Source organism: Erwinia rhapontici, assembly GCF_020683125.1.
Classification (GTDB): domain Bacteria; phylum Pseudomonadota; class Gammaproteobacteria; order Enterobacterales; family Enterobacteriaceae; genus Erwinia; species Erwinia rhapontici.
Genome location: NZ_CP085627.1, coordinates 1,111,571 through 1,136,140, shown reverse-complemented (window position 1 = coordinate 1,136,140; position 24,570 = coordinate 1,111,571). Strand labels below are relative to the sequence as shown.

The window sequence follows — 24,570 nt, the reverse complement described above, 5'->3', positions numbered from 1 at the left end:
GTTTAGCCTGTTGACGAGTATCGGCAAGATCAACCGTGTTCACGGCCAATAAGCGGATTAAGGGAAGGTACTATAACAGAAGGTCTACCTGTCGCCATGCTGTTACACGCTTATTTTGCCACGCAGACTTGCTCTTTTTCGATGAAAACGGGTGAATAAAACCCATCAATTCATAAAATATCCAAAAATCGTTTTACCGCTACACGTAACACGAAATGCTAATTTCCCCCTCCGAAGTATGTGGCAAATTGCCCATGTTTTCCGCAAAAGCACAGGATGTGCTTTCTCCCAGCATTAAAGGAATAACAGTGCAAAAACGTTCACCACGCCTCTGATACGCAATCATCCGGGTTTCCATTTTCCGGCGAATTGGTGCCGCCTTTTTTTCAAAAAATTGCAGCGCCACAAGGATCTCCACTGATTAACGGATTAATTTATGAAACATACAACAGCTAAACAGCTCGTGGATCTTCCGCTTAAAAAGCACCGTCTGCGTTCTTCCATTTCTACACTGGCCTTGCTCTCACTGCCGATATTCAGCGCCGTCCCTCTTGCATCGGCTGCCGCTGCACCTGGCACGAACGAAACCCAGCCCCTCAGCGAGATGACAGGACGTCACACTATTACGCAAGGAGATAAAGGTGGTAACGGCAGTGATGGCGCCGATGCAGGCCAGAGCGGCAGTGCAGGTAATGGAAGTAACGGGGGCAACGGTGGTGATGGCTACGATGGCCAGAACGGTAGCTCCTCTGCCGGTGGCAATGGCAACCCGGGATCACCAGCCGGACTGGCAACGAATGGCACCAGTGGCACTCGCGGCCCCCAGGGAAGTGATGGTTCTTCGGGTCAGGCGGGGGGATCAGGAACACTGATCGTCGAGGGTGATGATGCCTCCTTGGGTTCAGTCACTCTGGGGGGGAATGGCGGAGATGGCGGTGTGGCGGGTCAGGCCTCCGCGGGAAGTGCTGGAGGAATGGGCGGCAAAGGGGGGAGCGGCGGCAACGCTGGCGATGGCGGACAGGGCGGCGCAGGGAGCAACACCGATATCGACGGCTATGGTGGTAACGGCGGCAGAGGTGGCGATGGAGCAGCGGGTGCTGCAGGCGGCCTCGGTGCCGCAGGTGCGTCAGGATCACTCGGTGGCCAAGGCGCTCAGGCTGCAAGCGGGGGGAACGCAGAACTCACGCTGACTAACGGTAATTTTTATGCTGACACGATCCTACTTGGCGGCACGGGTGGAAAGGCAGGCGCTGCCAGTAACGGGTCTGCGGGGGGCCGGGGTGGAGACGGTGGCAGCGCGGGCTCCCGGGGCCAGGATGGCATTCAAGGTGAGAACGGCTCTGACGGACTGGCCAGCAGCGGTGGCCTGGGTGGTCAGGGCGGCACCGGGGGGACCGCAGGTCGCGGTGGCAACGGCGGAGACGGGGGTGCCGGTGCCGCGGGAAGCAACGGCGGCAACGGAGCGCAAGGTGGCTATGCTGAACTGAGCCTGAACAATGCCGATTTAACAGTCAAAAACAACCTGCAGGCAGGGGGGGCTGGCGGCCAGGGTTCTCGCGGCGGTAATGGCGGAGAAACCGGCCTCAATGGCGCATCATTGTCCGGTATCGGTGGTATTGGCGGCGCAGGAGGGGATGGTGGTACAGGTGCCATTGGTGGTGATGGCGGAAACGCAACCATCAACATCACTACCAGCCACCTTTCTATTCATTCGATAACGCTTGGGGCTGATGGAGAACGTGGTGGGGCTGGTGGTAATAGCGCATCCGATGCTATCGGTGGCCAGGGAGGTGCAGGCGGTCACGGGGGCAGCGGCACCTTGAATGTTGAGGATAGTCATATCACCAATAGCAGCTTCCTCCAGCTGGGGGGGAACGGCAGCCAGGCAGGAACTAGCGGCACCACTTCTGGCGGCACTGGTCCAGGTCTCGGTGGCAAGGGTGGCAATGGGGGCACCGGTTCTGCTCTGTTTAAAAACAGTAGTGGCCATATCGCTACTGATATCGTGCTCGGCGGCAACGATGGCGGACAGGAGAATGAATCAGGCCTGGCGGGCAATGGGCAGCTCACCATCGAAAGCGGTAACTACACCGCAGACAGCTTAACCATCGGCCAGGCAGACACCCGCTACGGTAGTGAAAACCAGTACCTGCAAACTGGCGGCATCTTCACGGCCGACAATACCGGGTTGCGCTCCGGTGCACTACGCGTTAACGGTGGAATGTTTGCCAGTACGCACCTTGATGCCTCACGAGGGCAGATGGATGTCATGGGCAAAGGCACCGCGATTATCGGAACACGTGAACTGAACGCTGAACTCTGGCAGCAAGGCGCCGGATGGATGGCACAGCAGCAGTCTGAACCGTTTGCCGGAACGCTGGCTATTGCAGCAGGTGAAACCGTCGATTTGTCCAGCCCGGATCTGCACTGGAGTATTGGCAGCGACAGACATCTCAATCGATTCGATGATGCATCACTGACGATCGTTTCCGCAAAAACCTACGTGGACCAGGGTTCATCCGCCCTGCTGATCGGGGACGGGAGCGTGGCCCTGACGGCGAAAATGCTGGTCATCACCGATGACAATCTCAAAACGGGGGAACGCTTCATCGCCAGCGAAGGAGGCAATACGACGGAGGGTTTCTGGCAGCAGCAGAATATTACCAGCAGTAGCCGTCTGTTTAAGATGGGCAGCAGCGTGGAGGGCAATGCCCATCATCTGACCGCTGCACAGACCAGCCAGCCGCTTTTGCCACCGGACACACAGGACCTGATGGCCAATATGGCTAAAACGCTGGGTGTTAATACTCACTCTGACGATGCAGGCCAGCGCTTTATTTCGCAGTCGATGGATATTCGTTATATCCGCGAAGAGGTTCTCGCCAGTAAAGTCGTGCAGTCAGCATTACATATCGCCTCTGTGGTGGGTGTCCAGCACAGCACCTTTATGGCGCTGTCAGCGGCTCGTCATGCGGTTGAGCATCATCTCTCTGGCATTGCATCAATGCCCGGGGCACAGGCTGCGACAGGCGTTAATCTATGGGCGACGCTGCTGTCTGATAACAGCCGTTCTCATGGGTTTTCTTCAGGACGTTGGCAGGCTCGCTCTTCTGCAAATCTCGGTGGACTGGCATTAGGGAGTGATTTCCGTTTTGATGCCGGCGACTTCGGCATGATGACTACCGGTATGGCGCTGAATACGGGCGGGGGCAAAAGTAGCAGCCATGGAAACGTGAGCCCAACGCGTAATGACTTCAACTTTTGGGGAAGCTCATTCTACAGCAGTTGGCAACGGGGCGCGCTGAATGTGATGGCAGATGTCAGTTACACTGGCAGCCGTAACAGAATGAAACAGCAAAGTCCGGCTGAGATTGAGGGTGGGTCGCTGCGGGCCAGAATGAACAGCTGGGCGCTGAGCAGTGGTATCACGGCCAGTTACCAGTGGAATAACAAACTGGCCGATGTGACGCCACATGCAGGAATACATTATACGCGACTGAAAAGCGAGGCCTTTACGACGCATAACGAGCTGGGAACGATGTTTGAAACAGCGGGTGACTCACAGAAAATCTGGTCATTCCCGCTGGGCGTTTCGCTGTCCAGGACGTTCACAGCCAGTAAAGGCTACCAGGTTAAGCCTTTACTGGACCTGACGTGGACCGGCAACAGCGGGGACGTCAAAGCGAAAAGCCGTAGCTGGCTTCCGGGCGAGGAAGCCAGCTACTCAATGACCGATTCAAGTATTACCGATCATTCCGTGTTCACCAGTAACATTGGCATTGAGCTGTCGCACGACGCATTGTCTTACAGTCTTAACTATCAGTTGAATGCGTCATCGCACATCACCGACAACACCATTTATGCCGGGATCAGGTTCGCGTTCTAATGATTATCAGGGGCAGCTTCGCTGCCCTTTCTACTCTTCGTATCCCCATCAGAATCGATAACCTATCCCAACATTAAACCCGTTGCTGGACGTTTTCTGCACGTGCCCGGCCTGGTAGCCAACATCCACCGCTACGTTATCAATCAGGTTGAACTGCACCCCTGCTCCCCAGGCAAAACGCGCATCAAATATTTTATAGCGCCCGGTACTGTCCCCGCCTGGGTTATGGTAGTCAGTCTGGTTGCTGCTGCTTTCCCAGCCCGCCCCTCCCAGCAAGTAAAGGCTGGCCCAGCTCGTCGCCCGCCAGGCAGGCCCGACCATCAGGCTATAGTAACGCACGCGGTGGTGCTTCACTTCTCGGGCATCGCTTCCTCCGACACTCTGGCTACCCCTGCCGCTCATGCCGCTGAAAGAGACCATCGCGCTCAGAGGTAATTCCGGGATTTCATAGCGATACTTCGCATTGACCCCTTTCATGGCTTTGAAATGTGAGATGTGGCTTTCAGTGTAACCCAGCGTGAAAGTATGCCGCCCGCTAAAGCTTTCCGGCGGGTAGGCCTGCTGTAACGGCTTTTGTGTGGTGCTGGCAACAACGTCTTCAGCCCCGGCAAGCAGGGGAAAAAACAGCAATACAGTCATGGTTTTTTTCATTTCACTCTTCCCTGACGCCTGTGAAATCACAGCTTGATGTTGGCTGTCGTATTTTAGAGCAGAGAATCAACCGTTCGCCGCGAATCGTGCCGAACAGCGGGCGAGCGCATTTTTAGTATTGATAAAGGGGCGGGAAGCGAAAAGCGGGAAAAAGAAGAGAGTCGTAACAAGGCCGGGGTTAACCCGGCCTGATCAAGCTTAGTGACCGGGGAAGTTCACCAGGCTGTAGCTTTCAATACCCTGCGCTTTCAGGCGAGATTCGCCGGTCAAATCAAACAGGTTAATGATAAATGCAGCGTCTTTTACGCTGCCACCTGCACGGCGAATCAGCTTCACCGTTGCTTCAATAGTGCCACCGGTTGCCAGCAAGTCATCGATCACCAGAACAATATCACCCGGCTGAATCGCATCACAGTGCAGTTCCAGCGTGTCTGTGCCGTATTCCAGCTCATAGGTTTCAGCAAAGGTTTTACGTGGCAGTTTGCCCGGCTTACGTACCGGCACAAAACCTACTCCCAGTCCTAGCGCAACCGGTGCACCGAACAAAAACCCTCGCGCTTCAGTGCCCACTACTTTGGTGATGCCAGCGTCACGATAGCGTTCAACCAACAGTTCAATGCTCAATGCAAACGCTTTCGGATCTTCCAGCAGGCTGGTCACGTCACGAAAGAGAATACCCGGCTTTGGGTAATCCGGGATGCTTTTGATACTGTTTTTAATCAATTCAAGCTGCTGCGCAGTCGCGGTCATAATGTTATGCCTGGTAAATACAAATCTGACTCGCGCAGCTTCATTCCACTCTGCGGCAGGGTTGCCGGGTGAAATTCAGACGTTGAGGGGAAGCCGCGCACGAAAACGACCAAATCTATGCAAACCGCCGGACAATTGCAACCGTGTTAAGCAAAATCACCGCTTTTCTTGCCCTTCATCAACCACGGGTATACGAATCATAAAGACCAGCAGCGCGCAGAGGATCGCCAACAGTAACAGACGCACCCAAAGGATCTTGACCATCCACAGCGAAAAAGCAAAAGTGATCAGAATAAACAGGATCGCCCTGCCCTTAGCACCTGGAGGCATCGCCCGGTGTTGCTGCCAGTGACGCAAATATCGACCAAATACCGAGCGGTGCAGCAGCCAGTAATGAAAACGCGGTGAAGAACGGGCAAAACACCAGGCGGCCAGCAGTAAGAATGGCGTGGTGGGCAGCAACGGCAACACCACTCCCAACGTCGCTAACACCACAGCAAGCCAGCCTAAAACAATAAGAATATAACGTTGCATGGCACACCCGGAAAAATGTCTCAGAATCAGGGTATCATACAGAGCATTACCACCACGGAGAATAAGATGAAAAGCGCAGGTTTACTGCAACAACTCGATATGCAACTCGAACAACTTGCGCACGCCGTGGAACCTCATGCCAATAATCGCACTGCACAGGCACGCTTCGATATTAAATTGTTTCACTGCCACACCACCCGACTGGGCGATTATTTACTGGAAGTTCGCCAGACGATGGCACAGCTGAAACAAAGCGTGCGTGATAACCGTATGGAGAGCGTGGCCTGGATGGCTGAACGGGTAGTGATGCAGATGAGCGCCCTGCAACGTGAGCTGGCAACGCAGAAAATGCGTCGCAGCGAGTCTCGCCCTGTTCCGGTCAAAGAGAATTTATATGAGAAACTGGCCGAGCATCAGGATTTCGAACGTCGCTTACGTGCCATGATTATCGACCGGGAGAGTTTGCTGGCCGTGCAGGAAACCCTGGCACAACAGCAACAGTTGCAACGGGAAGTCGCTGCTCTGGAAGGACGGTTACAGCGATGTTTGCAAGCCCTCAAGCGAATTGAACGCGCCATTGAAAATCGCGAACGTAGCAGCTAGCCTCGTCTCATCCCCTGCCGAATCGGGGACTATAATAGTCACATTGTCCTGTAACTGGAGAGCGAAAATGGGTCTGATTTCCTGGATAATCATCGGTCTTCTGGTGGGTTTTATTGCACGCTATTTTTTTCCTGGCCGCCCGGGCGGGCTGGTGCCCACATTAGTACTTGCCGCCGTGGGAGCGTTGATTGGCGGCTATATCAGTACCTATATGAATAACGGAACGCTGGCCACCCTCGACCCACATACGATGCTGACTTCACTTATAGGTGCACTGGTGATGACGGGTATCGTCAAAATTTTACGTATCTGACCGCTGATTGTCTGCATTCAGAAATAAGGAGCAAGTATGTCACTGGAAACCGCGCCGGAAGAAATCAAACTCGCCGTCGATTTGATTATGCTGTTGGAAGAAAATCATGTTGCACCAGAAACCGTTCTGGCTGCGCTGGCGATCGTACAGCGGGATTTTGAACAGAAAGTCGCCAGCCAGTCATAATCGGCGGTTAAACTGACTGACGTAACGTCGGACAGAGCGCCAGCATATCAATGAGCGTTTCCACTAATTGCGGCGCATCACCGGCTAAATCAAAACTGCCCGGCATAAATAACCAGTTTTCCATGATGCCACTGATGTAGCCACGCATCACAACGGCAGCACGCCGGGTATCCAGATTTTCGGGGAGTTGTTTTGCATCAATGCACTGCGATAAAACCTCTTCTATCTTTTCATAACATTCAAGATAGAGATTTTGTTGCATCAGTTGTAGGGTAGTCATTTCTCCAACAAACTCACATTTGTGGTAAATAATTTCCATAAGTGCACGCCTTCTTGGGTCACTGGCTGCTGCGTCAAGGACATACAACAACATTGCGCGCATTACAGATAGTGGATCAGAAGGATATTTTGATTGATACTCAAGCTCCAGGTCCGCCATTCCGGATTCGGATTGCGCCCAGATTTCATTCAGCAAATCAGTTTTATTTTTGAAATGCCAGTAAATAGCACCCCGCGTCACGCCAGCACTTGAGGCAATATCCGCCAGTGACGTTTTGGATACGCCATGTTCAGAGAAGCGCTTAATTGCGGCATCAATGATGTGATTGCGCGTTTCCTGCGCCTGTTGTTTGGTATTTCGTGCCATGAGGGTGTGATTTACAAAGAGTTAGACTTACATACATTTCCGAATGTATGTACCATATCACGACCATAATTTAAACGCAGCAATGGGTTTATGGGTTTGTAATCCATTGAACAATCGATATCGGACACTCGAGGTTTATTTATGAACAAAAACAGAGGGTTAACGCCTCTGGCGGCCGTTCTGATGCTCTCAGGCAGCTTAGTGCTAACGGGTTGTGACAACAAAGAATCTCAGCAAGCCGGACAGCAACAGCAGGCACCTGAAGTGGGTATCACAACGTTGAAAAGCGCCCCGCTTAAAATTACTACCGACCTGCCAGGTCGAACCTCATCGTTCCGTATTGCAGAAGTTCGCCCACAGGTATCTGGCATTATTCTGAAACGCAACTTCGTTGAGGGTAGCGATATCAAGGCTGGCGAGTCTTTATATCAAATTGACCCCGCCACATATCAAGCTGCTTATAGCAGTGCGAAAGGTGATCTGGCACAGGCACAAGCCAATGCACAGATTGCCGCATTGACGGTAAAACGCTACAAGCCCCTGTTGGGTACTAAGTACATCAGCCAGCAGGACTACGACCAGGCAATGGCAACGCAAAGCCAGACCGCCGCTGCCGTTCAGGCTGCTCAGGCCACTGTAGAAACAGCACGCATCAACCTCGCCTATACTCGAGTGACCTCACCTATCAGCGGTCGCATCGGTAAATCGTCGGTAACGGAAGGCGCTTTAGTTGCCAGTGCGCAAACCACTGCGTTGGCAACCGTACAGCAACTTGACCCTATCTATGTTGATGTGACCCAATCCAGCGAAGATTTCATGCGCCTGCGTGATGAACTGAATTCCGGCAAACTTCAGCAGACCAATGGTAAAGCTGAAGTCAAACTACTGATGCAAAATGGTAGCGAATACGCGCAGAGCGGAACATTAGAATTCTCTGATGTCACTGTGGATGAAACCACAGGTTCGATCACATTACGTGCCGTGTTCCCTAACCCTGATCATAGTCTGCTGCCGGGTATGTTTGTGCGTGCCCGTCTGGATGAAGGCACCAACCCGAATGCACTGTTGGTTCCTCAACAGGGTGTGACCCGTACGCCAACCGGTCAGGCAACTGCCATGGTTGTGGGCGCGGACAATAAGGTTGAAGTCCGTAATCTGACTGCCGACCAGGCATTTGGTGATAAGTGGCTGGTGTCTGCCGGTCTGAAAGATGGCGATCGTGTGATTGTGACCGGTCTGCAACGCGTGAAACCTGGTGCAGCGGTAACGCCTCAGGAAGTCAGCGATGACAGCGCCAAAGCAGGTTCCGAGTCTCAGGCGAAGTCTGAACAACCGAAGTCTTAACAGGAGCCACTGAGACATGGCTAAGTTTTTTATCGATCGCCCCATCTTTGCCTGGGTAATCGCCATCATTATTATGTTGGCGGGTGCGCTGTCGATTCTTAAACTACCGATCGAGCAATATCCAAACGTTGCTCCAACGGCAATTGAGATCACAGCAACCTACCCTGGCGCTGATGCGAAAACACTGCAAGACTCCGTCACGCAGGTTATCGAACAAAACATGAACGGCATCGACGGCCTGATGTATATGGGCTCCAGCAGTGACTCCTCCGGGACGCTGCAGCTGACGCTGACCTTTGAATCAGGGACTAATGCTGACATCGCTCAGGTACAGGTGCAGAACAAACTGCAACTGGCGATGCCGCTACTGCCGCAGGAAGTGCAACAACAGGGGATTAAGGTTCAGAAATCCTCGAGCAGCTTCCTGATGGTCGCCGGTTTCATCAATGACAACGGCACCATGACCCAGAACGATCTCTCCGACTATGTCGGGTCGAACATTAAAGACCCTATCAGTCGAGTGTCAGGCGTGGGTGATACACAGCTGTTCGGTGCACAGTACGCCATGCGCATCTGGATGGATCCTCACAAGCTCAACAACTACTCGCTCACGCCCGTTGATGTCATTAGCGCCATCAATACCCAGAACGCCCAGGTGGCGGCAGGTCAGCTCGGCGGTTCTCCGCCTGTTGCCGGCCAGCAGCTTAACGCGTCTATTATTGCGCAGACACGCCTGACCTCGGCGGAAGAGTTCGGTAAAATTCTGCTGAAGGTGAATACCGACGGTTCGCGTGTTCGTCTGAGTGATGTCGCGCATATTGAGCTGGGTGGTGAAAACTACGAGATTATTGCGCGTTATAATGGACAACCGGCTTCCGGTCTGGGGATTAAGCTGGCAACCGGCGCTAACGCACTGGACACCGCCGCAGCAGTGAAAGCGGAATTGACTAAGCTGGAGCCTTTCTTCCCTGCCGGGATGAAGGTGGTTTATCCGTATGACACCACGCCATTCGTTAAGATTTCGATTAACGAAGTGGTGAAGACGCTGGTCGAAGCTATCGTGCTGGTGTTCCTGGTCATGTATCTGTTCCTGCAAAACTTCCGCGCAACGCTGATCCCAACGATCGCCGTGCCAGTCGTACTGCTGGGAACGTTTGCCATTATCAGCGCCTTCGGATACTCGATAAACACGCTAACGATGTTCGGGATGGTGCTGGCCATCGGCCTGCTGGTGGATGACGCCATTGTGGTGGTGGAAAACGTCGAGCGCGTCATGGCCGAAGAGGGCCTGCCACCGAAAGAAGCCACACGTAAGTCAATGGATCAGATCCAGGGGGCGTTGGTTGGTATTGCCCTTGTACTGTCGGCTGTATTTATCCCGATGGCATTCTTCGGCGGCTCTACCGGCGTTATCTACCGTCAGTTCTCAATTACCATTGTTTCTGCGATGGTGTTGTCGGTAGTGGTGGCGTTGATCCTGACCCCGGCACTCTGTGCAACGATGCTGAAACCGATTGCGAAAGGCGATCACGGTAAGACGACTGGATTCTTCGGCTGGTTTAACCGCCTGTTCGACAAGAGTACCAATCATTATACCGAAAGTGTTGGCCACATCGTTCGCAGTACCGGTCGTTATCTGGTGATTTACCTGCTGATTTTCGTGGGCATGGCTTTCCTGTTCCTGCGTCTGCCGACCTCCTTCCTACCGGAAGAAGATCAGGGTGTGTTCCTGACGATGGCCCAGCTCCCTGCTGGTGCGACTCAGGAGCGTACTCAGAAAGTGCTGGACCAGGTGACGGATTACTACCTGAATAAAGAAAAAGCTACGGTTAACTCTGTGTTTACTGTTAACGGCTTTGGCTTTGCAGGTCGTGGTCAGAACACCGGCCTCGCCTTTGTCAGTCTGAAGCCGTGGGATGAACGTCCAGGTGCCGACAATAAGGTTCCTGCAATTGCCGGGCGGGCAATGGGCGCACTTTCCGTCATTAAAGATGCGATGGTGATTCCTTTCAACCTGCCAGCCATTGTTGAACTGGGTCAGGCAACAGGCTTCGACTTCCAGCTAATCGATCAGGGCGGTTTAGGCCATGAAAAACTGACTGCCGCACGTAACCAGCTGCTGGGTATGATTGCCCAACATCCGGATGTACTGGTGGGTGTGCGTCCTAACGGACTGGAAGACACTCCGCAGTACAAACTGACTATCGACCAGGAAAAAGCACAGGCGCTGGGGGTATCGCTGTCTGATATCAACACCACACTGGCAGCCGCCTGGGGTGGCTCCTATGTCAATGACTTCATTGACCGTGGTCGCGTTAAGAAAGTCTACGTGATGGGTGAAGCACCTTACCGTATGTTGCCTGGTGATATCGGCAACTGGTATGTGCGTTCTACCAGCGGCGAAATGGTGTCATTTAATGCCTTTGCGTCAGCCAACTGGGTTTATGGTTCGCCACGTCTGGAGCGTTATAACGGCCTTCCATCCATGGAGCTGTTAGGGCAACCAGCACCGGGTAAAAGCTCCGGTGAAGCCATGGACCTGATGCAGGATCTGGCCTCTAAGCTGCCAACCGGTATCGGCTATGACTGGACGGGCATGTCTTACCAGGAGCGTTTATCTGGTAACCAGGCTCCGGCGCTGTACGCCATCTCACTGATTGTGGTGTTCCTGTGTCTGGCAGCGCTGTATGAGAGCTGGTCAATTCCGTTCTCTGTCATGCTGGTGGTGCCATTGGGTGTGGTCGGTGCGCTGATCTTCACCACCCTGCGCGGGTTAAGTAATGACGTTTACTTTGTTGTGGGGCTGCTAACAACCATAGGGTTGTCGGCGAAGAACGCCATCCTGATAGTCGAGTTTGCTAAAGACCTGATGGAAAAAGAAGGCAAAGGGCTGGTTGAGGCCACGCTGGAAGCGGTGCGCATGCGTTTACGTCCGATTCTGATGACCTCTCTGGCCTTTATCCTGGGTGTTCTCCCGCTGGCTATCAGTAGCGGTGCAGGCTCCGGTGCTCAGAACGCCGTTGGTACGGGCGTAATGGGCGGTATGGTCACTGCAACCGTCCTGGCAATCTTCTTCGTTCCTGTGTTCTTCGTGGTGGTCCGCCGCCGCTTCAGTAAGAACAAAGAGGAGCTGGAACACAGCCATCCGGTTGATTCACAGCATCACTGATCAACGCTGAGTTGATGTGAATAAGAGGCTGCCTTCGGGCGGCCTTTTTTTTTGCTATTTCCCTGCCCTTTCTGCGGTTGCAATTTAAAAAGCGGCAGCGCATACTATTGTTATAGTATAACATTACATTAAGGGTAGAAAATGAAACAGGGTATTCATCCTGCTTACCGCCAGGTGGTATTCCATGACACCACGGCTGATGCTTACTTTGTGGTGGGTTCCACCATCAAAACTGACCGTACAATCGAACACGAAGGCAAAGAGATGCCATACGTCCTGCTGGACGTCTCTTCTGCCTCACACGTTTATTACACCGGTAAACAGAAAGATTTTGCTAAAGAAGGCAGTGCAGCACGCTTCAGCCAGCGTTTTGGCGGTTTTCTTGGCGCGATGAAAAAATAAGGAGCCATCATGCAGGTATTAAGTTCTCTGGCTTCGGCCAAAAAGCGTCACAAAGATTGCAAAATTGTTCGCCGTCACGGCCGTGTATTTGTCATTTGTAAGAGTAACCCCCGCTTCAAAGCCGTACAGGGCCGGGGCGGAAAGAAACGCTGATTGCTGTAGCCATGTCGTCATGCCAAAGGGGATAGCTTGCGCTATCCCTTTTTTTATCTTTTCGACCAACAGTATCAGCCAAACTACCGTGGCCGGGCGTACCCGGCACACGGTTTACTTCATACTGTTGACCATCGCATTCACATTGTGTTTGAACGCTGCGACATAACTGTCAGCAGCACCGCCCTGAGCAGTCAACGCCTCAGGATAAAGCTCTCCGCCTGATGTGGCGCCACCCGAGGCCGCAATCTGCTTCACCAGGCGCGGGTCGGTCTGGTTTTCAATAAAGTACACGTGGATTTTTTCGTGCTTCAGCTGGGTAATCAATCCGGCAACGTCAGAGGCGCTGGCTTCTGACTCCGTGGAGAAACCCACCGGCGACAGGAACTTCACGCCATAACGCTGGCCGAAATAACCAAACGCATCATGGCTGGTCAGCACCTTACGCTTCTCTTGAGGGATCGTACTGAACGCCTTCTGCGCCCAACTATCCAGCTGTTTCAGCTGCTCAATATACGCGCTCCCCTGTTGACGGAAATAATCCGCATCCTCCGGATCAGCGGCAATCAGCGCATTCATCACATTGGTGGCATAGGTCACACCATTCTGCATACTGTTCCATGCATGCGGATCGGTAATAGTCTGTCCATCCTCTTCCATTTTACGGGTATTGATGCCACTGGATGCCACCACAGTCTGGCCTTTATAGCCAGATGCCGTGATCAGGCGGTCCATCCACCCTTCCATCCCCAGGCCACTCACAAAAACCACATCGGCATGGGCAAGCGCCTGGCTGTCTTTCGGCGTTGGTTCAAAGCTGTGCGGATCGCCATTTGGCCCTACCAGGCTTTTGACGACAACATGCTCACCGCCAACATTTTTCACAATATCAGCCAGCACGGTAAAGCTGGCTACCGCCTCAACTGTTTTTGCCATCGCCAGTGGGGTGGCCATTAATGCTGATAATGCCAGCGCTACAGGTAACTTCTTCATGCTTACTCCTTCACCATAGACAATGTTTTGCGTGAGGAAAAAATTCCGCCGCAAGGTCCGATTAAAATAGAAATAAAGAATAAAATTGCCGCACTGAGCACCACAGCAGGCCCGGCGGGTAATGAGAGATAAAATGAGGCGTACAGACCGCCAAAGCTGGCGAGGGTCGCCAGTAGCATTGCAGCTGCCAGCGTGCCGGAAAGATGCCGACTCCAGAAACGGGCGCTGGCAGCGGGCAGCATCATCAGCCCGACACTCATCAGCGTGCCGAGGACCTGAAAACCTGCCACCAGATTGACTACAACCAGTACAAGGAAAATACCGTGAACCAGTGGTGAGGCCCAACGGTTCTGAGCGCGCAAAAAAGTGGGGTCAAATGCGTCAATCACCAGCGGCCGATAGATCAGGGAAAAAATGAGCAGAGAAACGCCACTGATGGTACTGACCAGCACGATAGAGGGAACATCCACCGCCAGCAGCGAGCCAAACAGCACGTGCAGCAGATCCACGCTGGAACCGCGTAATGACACCAGCGTAACGCCCAGCGCCAGTGAGCCGAGATAGAAACCGGCAAAGCTGGCATCCTCGCGCAAAGGGGTATAACGACTCACTGCACCTGATAAAAGCGCCACCGTCAGTCCGGCAATGGCACCACCAATGCCCATCGCCACCAGTGAGAGACCGGAAAGCAAATAACCAATCGCCGCACCGGGAAGAACCGCGTGGGACAACGCATCCCCGACCAGGCTCATGCGGCGTAGTAAAAGAAAGACTCCCAGCGGAGTGGCACTGAGAGACAACGCCACACAGGCAACCAGCGCACGACGCATAAAACCAAATTCAATAAACGGGTGTAGCAACATCATGCGCTGGCTCCTCCGCTGCGTCCGAAGTTCAGCCCGGTCACCCCACAGTCGCGGCATGACCACTCGCTGTGCTGTTCTTTCAGGCGTAATACCTGAGGAAAATGCTGTGCCACCGTCGCCATATCATGCAGAACGACGATGAGTGTGCAGCCCGCGTGATGGCGCTCTGCTAACAATGCCAGTAGTAGCGCAATGGTGTCGCTATCAACGCCGCTAAAGGGTTCGTCAAGTAACAGCAATTCCGCATCCTGCACCAGCAGTCGGGCAAACAGTACACGCTGGAGTTGCCCCCCTGATAGGGTCCCAGGTGCCGCTTCCGCAAAGGGAAGCATGTTGACACGATCCAGCGCCGACAGAGCCTGTTGACGCTGCTGACGGGAGATCCCTCTGAACCAGCCGCAGTGCCGCCAGAACCCCATCACCACCAGATCAAACACCGTAAGCGGAAAACTTTTTTCAATGTCAGAATGCTGTGGCAGCCAGGCTATGGAAGGGCGTGGCGTGGTAAAACTGACCGAGCCACTGACAGCAGGCAGCATCCCACATAAGGTTTTCAATAGTGTTGACTTGCCACAGCCGTTTGCGCCGACCAGCGCCGTCATACTGCCACGGGCAAATTCACCGCCCAGCACGGGGCTCACTGCACGGTGCTGATAGCCAACAACGAGTTGATTGAGTACGATCATCAGATAATGGCCCACCAGGTTAGCAGAACCAGCAGACTCACCAGCAGCGCGGTGAGGACCATGCGCAGCCACGCCGGGCAACTCAACAATGTGCCAAGACGTAAAAACACGGGGGAGGAATTCATGGAAACGACACTTTGATGTTATAACATAACAACAAAATAGCGCGAATCGAGCGGTAACGGTAAAGCAAAAATGTATCTAAGTATTTCACTTTACGATAAGGAATATGTCCCTATATATATTAAAAAAACTCAACAAGTCTTTACGCTAGTGACAACCAGAGCATTTAGCGACAAAATAATTAACTGACAAATCATCACCATAGACTACACTTCATTTATACAGCGGTCTATTTTACCATCAGAAGCAATTACCCTGATTAGTAAACATTAACTCTGTGGAGAAAAAATGCGCAAAACCTTACTGTTAAAATATCGTCAAGACGAGCTTAATCCACTAGAATTAATGCAAGAGATACAACAGATAATTCCCAAAATAGAAGATGACCTTGTGGGATCTCTTGAATGGTATTCATCAAATGCGCGATATGTTCCCGACAGTATCAGAATTATTTCCCTGGAACATTTGGAGCAATCGCGTTATAAACTTAACTATAGTTTTCACTGGAACGTGTTCAATGCCTGCCTGGATATTGATACGTTTGAAACAACCAACCAGTCAGTCAATTTTAGCTGGAACGCAGATGCGCTGGTGTTTGATTTCATTGATAACGATCGTAATGCAATGTCAGATGAATTGTAATAATGAGTCAAACACCTAACGTTTATTTTAATTTTAGTTATATTTTGTATAGATAAATTTAGTTGAGATGTATTTATCACTTCCTGGCACACCATGTTTAAAAGTGCAGTCAAATAGCATGTTTCGCAAGCTTAGGAGGGGAAAAAGATGGACGAATACTCGCCGAGAAGGCATGATATTGCCCAGCTTAAATTCTTGAGTGAAAGCCTGTATGATGAAAGCCTTGCAACGTTAGGCGACAGCCATCACGGCTGGGTTAATGATCCTACCTCTGCTGCCAATCTACAGCTTAACGATCTGATTGAGCATATTGCGGCATTCACGATGAATTACAAAATTAAGCACATTGAGGATAGTGATCTGATAACTCAGGTTGATGAATATCTTGATGACACCTTCATGTTGTTCAGTAATTACGGCATTAATGCTCAGGACTTACAGCGCTGGCAGAAATCAGCAAAGAGGCTGTTCAATATTTTTGCAGAAGAATGTGCAACAAGTCGGACCCAGGCCAGCCATTCCTTTTAGCAACCCATTACTTTTTCTACGGTTTAATAATGACAGACAAACTTTTAACGAAAACTGATTATCTTATGCGCCTCAGACGTTGTCGTTCTATCGACACGCTTGAGCGCGTGATTGAAAAGAACAAGTACGAATTATCTGATGACGAATTAGCCATATTTTATTCTGCTGCCGATCACCGTTTGGCGGAACTCACAATGAATAAGCTTTATGACAAGATACCGGTAGCGGTTTGGAAGTTTGTGCGTTAATGAGTGTGTTGCTGGTTTGAGTAAGGCGGGAAAAGCTGGTAAGGGCAGAATTGGGTGGGGGCCCTGCCAGCTACATCCCGGCACACGCGTCATCTGTTACGGCTGCTTCCTTCCGGATCTGACCGAGTTCACAAATTAGCATTGCGGGAGAACCAACCGGGCCCCCATTGAGTGCCCTGGGTAACCAGAGCGCAGGCATTATCAATGATGCCCCTGCCAATTGCAAGCAACCCCGGGATGACCGTTGGTTTCTTGCACGATCTGCAGTTTATTTCCCCGGTACGGAACACCATGACCTTCGAAGACGATAGCTTTCAACAACGCATCTACACTATTGTCGCCGCCATTCCTTTTGGCTATGTGACCACTTACGGTGAAATCGCTCAGCTAGCCGGTTCTCCTCGTGCCGCACGTCAGGTTGGAGGCGTACTGAAACGCCTGCCTGCGGGGAGTAAACTTCCCTGGTATCGCGTGATTAACCGTAAAGGAGAAATCTCGCTGGTGGGGGACGATCTCGGTCGACAGCGCAGAGCACTAATAGACGAAGGGATTGAAGTCTCCCAGGAAGGAAAGGTCGATCTTAAACGTTATCGCTGGCAACCATGATAACGCCCCTTTCGGGGCGTAAAACTACGTTACAGTGAGGTGGGTGCCGGTACGGCAGAAGAAGGGGAAACCTGCGTTGGCGATGTTAATGGCACCGTCGTGGCAGCTCCGCTCTGCGTTGGCACGGCAACGGAAGGTACTGGCACCAATGTCAGATCCTGATGTGTTCCACCCGTGGTCACTACCTGCTTCACCGTATCAGTAATAAACAGCATTTTACCGTCGACCGTCACGGCGGCACTCAGCAGAATGCGTGCATTGGGTTGAATGTCTGCCGGATTAAACGGCAAGGTAAACTTGAAAGGCGCCTGCTTACCTTCAGTACGAACAGCACGCTGGGATAGCACCTTCGATGGTGCATCCGCCAGCGAAGCATCCGACAGTGTCACTGTCAGTACCGCATCCGGCGGCAGAGCCACCTTTTGGCGGATCCATACTGTACCGCTCACGTTAGGCTGTTTCATCGTCGTCTGCTGGCCCGCCACCTGGGAGCCGAGCGTCGGCGTCGGCACATCTTTGCTTTTATCAGCACAGCCTGAAATTGCTACAACCAGCGCCGCACCACTTAATACATGCCAAAATTTCATTGATAGTTTCTCCTTCCGATCAATGCTTACGGCAGTCACTTCGCCGCACAAAGACAGTTATTACTGTCTGCGTAGCTTTAATTCTGGCACAAGTTGCTGATTTTTTCCTGGAAGCACCGCAAGTCTGGCTTTATCAGCTTCCCACACAGATCGCATAAACAGTCGTTGACGCTAACTGGTCGGATCTCGCAAACTGGTGGCGATAAAACTATTGAGGAACAGAATATGGGCCAGGCGTTACAAAACTTGTTAAATCTTCTGGACCTGGAGACGCTGGAAGAGGGTCTGTTTCGTGGGCAGAGCGAAGATCTGGGTTTGCGCCAGGTGTTTGGTGGACAGGTGGTCGGCCAGGCGTTGTATGCGGCCAAACAAACCGTTCCACAGGATCGCATTATCCACTCCTTCCATAGCTATTTCCTGCGCCCGGGCGATAGCCAGAAAGCGATCATTTATGATGTGGAAAATCTGCGCGATGGCCAGAGCTTTAGCGCCCGCCGGGTAAAAGCCGTGCAGAACGGCAAGCCCATTTTTTATATGACGGCCTCATTCCAGGGGCCAGAAAGCGGCTTTGAACATCAGAAAACAATGCCTGAGGTTCCAGGGCCGGATAACTTGCCCTCTGAGACAGACATTGCTCGCCAACTGGCGCAATACATTCCAGAGAAGGCTCGTGATAAGTTTTTATCCGAAAAACCCTTTGAGATCCGCCCGGTGGAGTTCCATAACCCACTCAAAGGACATGTCAGTAAACCCGCCCGCTATACCTGGCTACGCGCCAACGGCAGCATGCCGGAGGATAAACGCATTCATCAGTATCTGCTGGGCTATGCGTCTGACTTCAACTTCCTGCCTGTTTCATTGCAGCCTCACGGAAAAGGTTTTCTGGAGCCAGGTATGCAAGTCGCCACCATTGACCACTCGATGTGGTTCCACCGTCCCTTTGACCTCAACGAATGGCTGCTGTACAGCGTAGAGAGCACTTCTGCCTCCAGTGCCCGTGGTTTTGTGCGCGGTGAGTTCTGGAACCAGCAGGGTGTGCTGGTGGCATCGACGGTGCAGGAAGGGGTGATCCGCCAGCGTTCGTAATCAGAGGCATAAAAAAGCGGGCCATGATGGCCCGCTTCGTCTTTTATTATTTTTTAGCGCGCTACTTTTCTTCAGCCTTCAGCACATCAATCACTTACTGGTTGTAAGCATTCTCGCCATGGCTATTGACGTCCAGACCTTCACGCTCCTGATCTTCCGGAACACGCAGGCCCACAATCATATCGGCAACTTTGAAACCGATGAAGGCAACAACCGCAGTCCAGACGATGGTCAGACCGACGCTGAACAGCTGTACCCAGACCTGATGGCCCATGGTGACGCCTTCGGCATAACCCACGCCGCCCAGTGAAGAGGAGGCAAATACGCCGGTCAGGATGCAGCCTACGATACCGCACACACCGTGAACACCGAACACATCACAAGGGTCATCAACACGCAGCCATTTCTTCAGGATGGTCACACCCCAGAGACCGGCTAATCCACCAACCAAACCAATAATCAGTGCACCGCCCACACCCACATAGCCGCAGGCTGGGGTGATAGCCACCAGGCCGGCAATCACGCCAGAGCTGACGCCCAGCAGAGATGGCTTACCGCGCAGCGCCCACTCACCGAAGGTCCAGCTCAGCATCGCACCTGCTGTAGCAATCACGGTGTTGAGGAAGGCCAGACCCGCGATTTCGTTAGCAGCGCTGGCAGAACCTGCATTGAAGCCGAACCAGCCAAAGTACAGAATAGCCGTACCGGTGAACACCATCGGCAGGTTATGGGGTTTGAAAGCTTCTTTACCGAAACCAGCACGTTTACCCACCAGGTAAGCACCCACCAGGCCTGCTACCGCGGCGTTAATGTGAACAACAGTACCGCCCGCAAAGTCCAGCGCGCCGTCAGCTGCCAGGAAGCCGCCTGCCCATACCATGTGTGCAATTGGCAGGTAAGCGAAGGTCAGCCAGATTACAACGAAGATCAACAATGCAGAGAAACGAATACGTTCTGCGATGGAACCGACAATCAGACCCACGGTGATACAGGCGAAGGATGCCTGGAACGCCACGTGGATGTACTGATAGTAAGACCCCATCACCGCAGTAGGGGTGATATTTTTCAGCATTGCCCAGTTGAAGCTACCGAAGAAGGCGTTGCCCTCGCTGAACGCCAGTGAGTAGCCGTAAACCATCCACAGCACACAGACCATCGCGAAGGTCATGGCAACCTGAGTCAGCATCGACAGCACGTTCTTGGCGCGAATCAGGCCGCCGTAGAACAATGCAATACCAGGGATTGTCATAAACAGCACCAGCGCGGTGCAGATCATCATAAAGGCGTTATCAGCTTTGTCGGCTACTGCAGGAGCAGCGGCCATTGCCAGCGACGGTAAAAGAGCAACACCGGCGAGGCCTAACTTAGCGAGTTTTTTCATTTTGTCCCATCCCATCACAATTCTGAGCCCCGAATTACAGTGCTGCTTCGTCAGTTTCGCCGGTGCGAATACGGATGACACGTTGCAGTTCTGCAACGAAGATCTTCCCGTCACCAATTTTGCCTGTGTAGGCCGCTTTACTAATCACATCAACCACTTCATCAAGCTGGTCGTCAGCAATAGCAATATCAATTTTTACTTTTGGCAGGAAGTTCACGCTGTATTCAGCACCGCGATACAGTTCTGCATGCCCTTTCTGGCGGCCGAAGCCTTTGACTTCAGTGACGGTCAGACCCTGAATGCCGATTGACGACAGTGCTTCACGCACGTCTTCCAGTTTGAACGGTTTGATTACCACGCTAACCAGCTTCATACGATCCCCTCCAGGTAAAAAAATAGGTTGTTTCAGCGACACGAAATGATTAAAGCAAAGGCTGTGCCAGAGTTTAAAAATCTGAATTTTTCAGACGATTAGTCAGAGCTGGTCTGAGTCGTAGCTGAGACGCAGATCACAGAGAAAAGAAAGGCACAGAAAGGAGTATAGAAAAAACGCACCAGAAAGGTGCGTTATGCGTTAGAGCGGTGCATTTGTAGGGTTATTGAGTGGTTATTCGCCTGAATTTGGTGCAGCGCAACGGCAGCGATTTAGCTGCTCTCTGCCACTGCCAGCTCCTCACCCGCAAGTTGTAGTTGGTACATCTGCCAGTAGCGCCCTTGTGCAGCCAGCAGTTGCTGATGGCTGCCACGCTCCACTGCCTGCCCACGGTGCAATACCATAATGGTATCGGCTTCGGTGATGGTTGACAGTCGGTGAGCAATCACCACCAGCGTAGTACGCTGACGCACGATCTGCAGGGCTTTCTGGATAGCCTGTTCCGTACCGGAATCGATATTCGCGGTCGCTTCATCCAGGATCAGGATCTGAGGTGTGGCCACCAGCACCCTCGCCATTGCCAACAGCTGTTTCTGTCCAACGGAGAGATTATTGCCCTGCTCCCCTAAGCGCGTATGGATCCCTTCAGGTAACTCACGTGCCAGTGCCGCCAGCTGTACCGTTTCCAGCGCCTGCCAGACGGCATCCTCGCTAATATCCCGTCCCAGCGTGACATTGGCAAAGAAAGTATCGGCCAGCACCACTGGATCCTGTTGTACCATCGCCACACTCCCCCGCAACGCGGCATGGCTGAGGGAGGCGAGTGGACGTCCGTCCAGCTTGATCTCGCCCTGGCTGAGCGGGTAATACCCCATAAGCAGGTTAGCGAGCGTACTTTTTCCACTGCCGGTGTGCCCGACCAGCGCGACAAAATGGCGCGATGGCACAGACAGGTTAATATCCGTTAACACCGGGCGGCCAGTGCGATAAGCAAAGGTCACATCACGAATATCGATACTGCCGCTGGCAAGTGGCGTGTTGTCATCGCCATATGGCTGACGTGGCGCATCCATCAGTTCAAAGATACGCTCACCCGCCACCACCGCCTGTTGCAGCATCGATTGCTGGGTCGTCAGTTCGATTAGCGGCTCATTCAGGCGCCCGAGGTAGTTGATAAAGGCATATAACACGCCGACCTCAATCGACCCTACAGAAGAAAAACCGAACAGCATCATCAATCCGCACAGGATCATGGCAGAAAACAGGCTGAGCAGGGGTCGCAGGAGAAAACCATCCAGCCTTAGCGTCTGCATACGCGCCATATAATGAGAGCGGCTGGCCTCCCCCATACGTTCACCGAAACGAGCCTGCTGGCGAAACTGCTGGATCACACTCATGCCATTGATGACTTCATTGAAGCCGTTATTGATTTCTGCCAGATAGCTGCGCACCCGGCGCACAATCGGCGTGCTGTAACGCTGGTAAATCAGCATAACGATCAGTACCGCCGGGAAAATGGTGATGGCAACCAGCGCCATGCGCCAGTCAAGACTGAACATCGCCACCAGCATCGCCCCCACCAGCGCTGCACTGCGCAATACAGTGGCAACAACGGTCACGTAGAGATCACGTACCACCTCGGTATCATTGGTAACACGCGAAATAATCTGCCCGACCGGCTGGGTATCAAATGCGCCCAAAGGCTGGCGAAGTGCAGCATCCATCACATCAGTACGCAGGCGCTGTACCACGCCAACGGCGGCCTGATTAAATAACAGTGCCTGACAATAATGCAGCGCCGCCGCCAACAGTTGCAACAGCAGAAAACTGACCACAAGGCCAGCGGCCAGTCCAACAGGCATACGGTGTTTTGCCACCATATTGTCGATAAAGTAGCTGACTAAAACAGGTCCCAGCACTTCGGCGGCAGCGGCCACCCACAGCATCAGCACGGCCAGGCTCAGGGACTTACGCCACGGCGCACCGTAGGAGAGCAGCCGTTTAATGGTTGGCCACAATTGAGTGACATTAGCCATGCGCAGCTCCCTGTTCTGTTTCATCGTCGTCCAGTGCCGCTTCCAGCTGTTGGTAACGGTACATATCGCGATACCAGCCTGAAGCGGCGGCCAGTTGCTCATGATCGCCACGCTGCGCAACCTGCCCGTGTTGCAGGACCAGAATTTCACTGGCCTCGGTCAGGGCAGAGAGACGATGAGCGCTGATAATAATCGTACGTCCTTCGCCCCAACTGCGCAGGTTATGCAGGATTTGGTGTTCAGTGCGGCCATCTACCGCAGAGAGGGCATCATCCAGCACCAGAATCTCGGCATTCAGCAGCAATGCCCGGGCAATGGAGATACGTTGTTTCTGCCCACCCGACAGCATCACACCACGTTCGCCCACTTCAGTTTGATAGCCCTCAGGGAGCCGTAAAATGTCGTCATGAACAAAGGCAAGCTGTGCAGCGTGCTCAATCTCACTTTGCGTTGCACCAGGACACCCCAGCGCAATATTGTTAGCGACGCTGTCGGAGAACAGGAATGGCGTCTGACTGACTACCGCCAGTCGGCTACGCCAGCCATCGAGCTGCAACTGCGGCAGAGGGATATCGTGGTAACGAATATCGCCCTGATCAATATCGAAGTGACGCTGGATCAAACTGAGTAAAGTGCTTTTACCCGATCCCGTTGGGCCACAAAGCCCCAGCATTTGCCCTGGATTAACCTGAACCTTCAGATTACGCAACGCAGGTTGCTGCGCCCCGGGGTAACAAAACTCCCGCACCGAAATCTGCAACAGGCCGCGCCCCTCTGGCAACGGTTTGTCTCCATCAACCACGGCAGGCGCTTCTGCTAACAATGCCTGGATTCGTATCCAGGCGGCGCTACCACGCTCGACAATATTAAACATCCACGCCAGCGCCAGCATGGGCCAGATCATCAGCCCCAGATACATGACAAAGCTGGTGAGCTGCCCGAGGGTCATTGTGCCGTGCCAGACCATCCAGCTGCCGCCGCCAATCGCCAGCAGATTTGACATGCCAATAGCGATGTAGATCGTCGGATCGAAGCGTGCATCCACCCGCGCCACGCGCAGATTCTTCTCTCCGGTGTCTTTAGCAATCGCCGCAAACTGGCCTGACTGATGATCTTCCAGCCCGAAGGCTTTAATCATACGGATGCTGCTCAGGCTTTCCTGCGTCTGGTCGTTTAGCGAGGAGAAAGCAGCCTGGGCTAGCTTAAAGCGATGATGTAACTGATCGCCGTAACGTTTGATCACCAGCGCCATGATCGGCATCGGTAACAGGGCAAGCAGGGTTAAGGTACCGCTAATCTGGGTACTCATCACAATCAGTACGGCCATGCCCATCACCAGTGAATCCACCAGCGTCAGTACGCCTTCGCCTGCCGCGAACACCACCCGGTCAACATCGTTAGTGGCACGGGCAATCAGATCACCGGTACGATGGCGTAAATAGAATCCGGGGTGCTGACGGCTGAGCTGGCGATAAAAATCTTCACGCAGTTCTACCGCCAACTGATAGGAGGCACCGAACAACAGCACGCGCCAGACATAACGCAATAAATAGACGATGATTGCCGTAGCCAGCATCACGCCAACCCACATCATCAGTTGGCCGTTGCTCATCCCATCGCGACTGACGCCATCGACGATCTTTCCCACCACATGTGGTGGCAGGAGTTGCAGCAAGGCAATCACGATTAACAGCAAAACCGCACCGAGATAGCGGCGCCATTCGCGCAAAAAATACCAGCTTAGTTGGCTAAAAAGTCGCAAAAAAATGTCCTGATTA

General features: G+C 52.9%; 26 protein-coding genes and 1 other RNA gene. 13 read left to right on the top strand and 14 right to left on the bottom strand.

Annotated features, from left to right (window positions below; translation table 11 throughout):
- Nucleotides 1–436 precede the first annotated feature (436 nt).
- Nucleotides 437–3,886 carry an autotransporter outer membrane beta-barrel domain-containing protein gene (locus LJN55_RS05325; RefSeq protein WP_265106003.1) on the top strand — a complete coding sequence of 1,150 codons (3,450 nt, stop codon included), beginning with the start codon at nt 437–439 and terminating at the stop codon, nt 3,884–3,886.
- Between the two features lie 48 nt (nt 3,887–3,934).
- On the opposite strand, the gene LJN55_RS05320 is transcribed toward LJN55_RS05325, so the two are convergent.
- From LJN55_RS05320 to LJN55_RS05310, 3 genes are all read right to left on the bottom strand, one after another.
- Nucleotides 3,935–4,537 (bottom strand): Ail/Lom family outer membrane beta-barrel protein, encoded by a 603-nt coding sequence (locus LJN55_RS05320; protein WP_159337509.1) that lies wholly within the window; start codon nt 4,535–4,537, stop codon nt 3,935–3,937.
- Nucleotides 4,538–4,735: 198 nt separating this feature from the next.
- A complete protein-coding gene (gene apt, locus LJN55_RS05315; RefSeq protein WP_133845746.1) occupies nt 4,736–5,287 on the bottom strand; it encodes an adenine phosphoribosyltransferase in 552 nt (183 codons plus the stop codon).
- Nucleotides 5,288–5,443: 156 nt separating this feature from the next.
- The gene (locus LJN55_RS05310; protein ID WP_133845747.1) at nt 5,444–5,821 is read right to left on the bottom strand and encodes a DUF454 family protein; all 378 of its coding nucleotides are present in this window, start codon (nt 5,819–5,821) and stop codon (nt 5,444–5,446) included.
- 66 nt (nt 5,822–5,887) lie between these two features.
- On the opposite strand from LJN55_RS05310, the gene priC reads away from it, so the two are divergent.
- The 3 genes from priC to rsmS all read left to right on the top strand — a co-directional run bounded on the left by priC (nt 5,888) and on the right by rsmS (nt 6,923).
- Nucleotides 5,888–6,424, top strand: coding sequence for a primosomal replication protein PriC (gene priC / locus LJN55_RS05305; RefSeq protein ID WP_133845748.1), 537 nt, complete (start codon nt 5,888–5,890; stop codon nt 6,422–6,424).
- A gap of 67 nt (nt 6,425–6,491) precedes the next feature.
- Nucleotides 6,492–6,737 (top strand): GlsB/YeaQ/YmgE family stress response membrane protein, encoded by a 246-nt coding sequence (locus LJN55_RS05300; RefSeq protein WP_133845749.1) that lies wholly within the window; start codon nt 6,492–6,494, stop codon nt 6,735–6,737.
- 36 nt (nt 6,738–6,773) lie between these two features.
- On the top strand, nt 6,774–6,923 hold the full coding sequence (gene rsmS, locus LJN55_RS05295) for a pleiotropic regulatory protein RsmS (protein ID WP_133845750.1): 150 nt from the start codon (nt 6,774–6,776) through the stop codon (nt 6,921–6,923).
- Between the two features lie 7 nt (nt 6,924–6,930).
- Here rsmS and acrR read toward each other — a convergent pair whose 3' ends face one another.
- Nucleotides 6,931–7,569, bottom strand: coding sequence for a multidrug efflux transporter transcriptional repressor AcrR (gene acrR, locus LJN55_RS05290; RefSeq protein WP_133845751.1), 639 nt, complete (start codon nt 7,567–7,569; stop codon nt 6,931–6,933).
- A 141-nt stretch (nt 7,570–7,710) separates the two neighbouring features.
- Here acrR and LJN55_RS05285 point away from each other — a divergent pair, with 141 nt between their 5' ends.
- From LJN55_RS05285 to ykgO, 4 genes are all read left to right on the top strand, one after another.
- Nucleotides 7,711–8,913, top strand: coding sequence for an efflux RND transporter periplasmic adaptor subunit (locus LJN55_RS05285; RefSeq protein WP_133845752.1), 1,203 nt, complete (start codon nt 7,711–7,713; stop codon nt 8,911–8,913).
- A 16-nt stretch (nt 8,914–8,929) separates the two neighbouring features.
- Nucleotides 8,930–12,082 (top strand): multidrug efflux RND transporter permease subunit AcrB, encoded by a 3,153-nt coding sequence (gene acrB, locus LJN55_RS05280; RefSeq protein WP_133845753.1) that lies wholly within the window; start codon nt 8,930–8,932, stop codon nt 12,080–12,082.
- A 141-nt stretch (nt 12,083–12,223) separates the two neighbouring features.
- Nucleotides 12,224–12,484, top strand: a complete 261-nt coding sequence (locus LJN55_RS05275; protein WP_133845754.1) for a type B 50S ribosomal protein L31 — start codon at nt 12,224–12,226, stop codon at nt 12,482–12,484.
- 9 nt (nt 12,485–12,493) lie between these two features.
- On the top strand, nt 12,494–12,637 hold the full coding sequence (gene ykgO / locus LJN55_RS05270; RefSeq protein WP_012442195.1) for a type B 50S ribosomal protein L36: 144 nt from the start codon (nt 12,494–12,496) through the stop codon (nt 12,635–12,637).
- Nucleotides 12,638–12,751: 114 nt separating this feature from the next.
- Here ykgO and LJN55_RS05265 read toward each other — a convergent pair whose 3' ends face one another.
- The 4 genes from LJN55_RS05265 to LJN55_RS23905 are packed head-to-tail and all read right to left on the bottom strand — an operon-like array spanning nt 12,752 to nt 15,307.
- Nucleotides 12,752–13,630, bottom strand: coding sequence for a metal ABC transporter substrate-binding protein (locus LJN55_RS05265; RefSeq protein ID WP_133845755.1), 879 nt, complete (start codon nt 13,628–13,630; stop codon nt 12,752–12,754).
- A 2-nt stretch (nt 13,631–13,632) separates the two neighbouring features.
- On the bottom strand, nt 13,633–14,496 hold the full coding sequence (locus LJN55_RS05260) for a metal ABC transporter permease (RefSeq protein ID WP_133845756.1): 864 nt from the start codon (nt 14,494–14,496) through the stop codon (nt 13,633–13,635).
- On the bottom strand, nt 14,493–15,182 hold the full coding sequence (locus LJN55_RS05255) for a metal ABC transporter ATP-binding protein (RefSeq protein ID WP_133845757.1): 690 nt from the start codon (nt 15,180–15,182) through the stop codon (nt 14,493–14,495). The genes LJN55_RS05260 and LJN55_RS05255 overlap by 4 nt, the downstream gene beginning before the upstream one ends.
- Complete coding sequence (locus LJN55_RS23905) at nt 15,182–15,307, bottom strand: hypothetical protein (RefSeq protein ID WP_259151068.1); 126 nt, start codon at nt 15,305–15,307, stop codon at nt 15,182–15,184. The genes LJN55_RS05255 and LJN55_RS23905 overlap by 1 nt, the downstream gene beginning before the upstream one ends.
- Before the next feature lie 286 nt (nt 15,308–15,593).
- Here LJN55_RS23905 and LJN55_RS05250 point away from each other — a divergent pair, with 286 nt between their 5' ends.
- The 3 genes from LJN55_RS05250 (at nt 15,594) to LJN55_RS05240 (ending at nt 16,723) form a co-directional block, all read left to right on the top strand.
- Nucleotides 15,594–15,947 (top strand): hypothetical protein, encoded by a 354-nt coding sequence (locus LJN55_RS05250; protein WP_159337511.1) that lies wholly within the window; start codon nt 15,594–15,596, stop codon nt 15,945–15,947.
- A 147-nt stretch (nt 15,948–16,094) separates the two neighbouring features.
- Nucleotides 16,095–16,475: an Hha toxicity modulator TomB gene (gene tomB / locus LJN55_RS05245; RefSeq protein ID WP_133845759.1), complete on the top strand. Its 381-nt coding sequence runs from the start codon at nt 16,095–16,097 to the stop codon at nt 16,473–16,475.
- A 29-nt stretch (nt 16,476–16,504) separates the two neighbouring features.
- Entirely contained in the window at nt 16,505–16,723 is a 219-nt protein-coding gene (locus LJN55_RS05240) for an HHA domain-containing protein (protein ID WP_133845760.1), read from the top strand.
- Between the two features lie 61 nt (nt 16,724–16,784).
- On the opposite strand, the gene ffs is transcribed toward LJN55_RS05240, so the two are convergent.
- Nucleotides 16,785–16,881, bottom strand: an RNA gene (ffs, locus tag LJN55_RS05235) — signal recognition particle sRNA small type.
- 133 nt (nt 16,882–17,014) lie between these two features.
- On the opposite strand from ffs, the gene LJN55_RS05230 reads away from it, so the two are divergent.
- Nucleotides 17,015–17,329 carry an MGMT family protein gene (locus tag LJN55_RS05230; RefSeq protein WP_133845785.1) on the top strand — a complete coding sequence of 105 codons (315 nt, stop codon included), beginning with the start codon at nt 17,015–17,017 and terminating at the stop codon, nt 17,327–17,329.
- Nucleotides 17,330–17,358: 29 nt separating this feature from the next.
- Here the strand turns inward: LJN55_RS05230 and LJN55_RS05225 are convergent, their stop codons facing one another.
- Nucleotides 17,359–17,916 (bottom strand): YbaY family lipoprotein, encoded by a 558-nt coding sequence (locus LJN55_RS05225; protein WP_133845761.1) that lies wholly within the window; start codon nt 17,914–17,916, stop codon nt 17,359–17,361.
- A 225-nt stretch (nt 17,917–18,141) separates the two neighbouring features.
- Between LJN55_RS05225 and tesB the strand changes: the two genes are divergently transcribed.
- Nucleotides 18,142–19,002 carry an acyl-CoA thioesterase II gene (gene tesB / locus LJN55_RS05220; RefSeq protein ID WP_133845762.1) on the top strand — a complete coding sequence of 287 codons (861 nt, stop codon included), beginning with the start codon at nt 18,142–18,144 and terminating at the stop codon, nt 19,000–19,002.
- A gap of 94 nt (nt 19,003–19,096) precedes the next feature.
- Here the strand turns inward: tesB and amtB are convergent, their stop codons facing one another.
- The 4 genes from amtB to LJN55_RS05200 form a co-directional block, all read right to left on the bottom strand.
- The gene (gene amtB / locus LJN55_RS05215; RefSeq protein ID WP_171148780.1) at nt 19,097–20,398 is read right to left on the bottom strand and encodes an ammonium transporter AmtB; all 1,302 of its coding nucleotides are present in this window, start codon (nt 20,396–20,398) and stop codon (nt 19,097–19,099) included.
- Nucleotides 20,399–20,417: 19 nt separating this feature from the next.
- Nucleotides 20,418–20,756, bottom strand: coding sequence for a P-II family nitrogen regulator (gene glnK, locus LJN55_RS05210; protein WP_227535796.1), 339 nt, complete (start codon nt 20,754–20,756; stop codon nt 20,418–20,420).
- A 272-nt stretch (nt 20,757–21,028) separates the two neighbouring features.
- A complete protein-coding gene (locus LJN55_RS05205) occupies nt 21,029–22,792 on the bottom strand; it encodes a SmdB family multidrug efflux ABC transporter permease/ATP-binding protein (RefSeq protein WP_133845764.1) in 1,764 nt (587 codons plus the stop codon).
- Nucleotides 22,785–24,554, bottom strand: coding sequence for a SmdA family multidrug ABC transporter permease/ATP-binding protein (locus tag LJN55_RS05200; protein WP_227535795.1), 1,770 nt, complete (start codon nt 24,552–24,554; stop codon nt 22,785–22,787). The genes LJN55_RS05205 and LJN55_RS05200 overlap by 8 nt, the downstream gene beginning before the upstream one ends.
- Between the last annotated feature and the right edge of the window lie 16 nt (nt 24,555–24,570).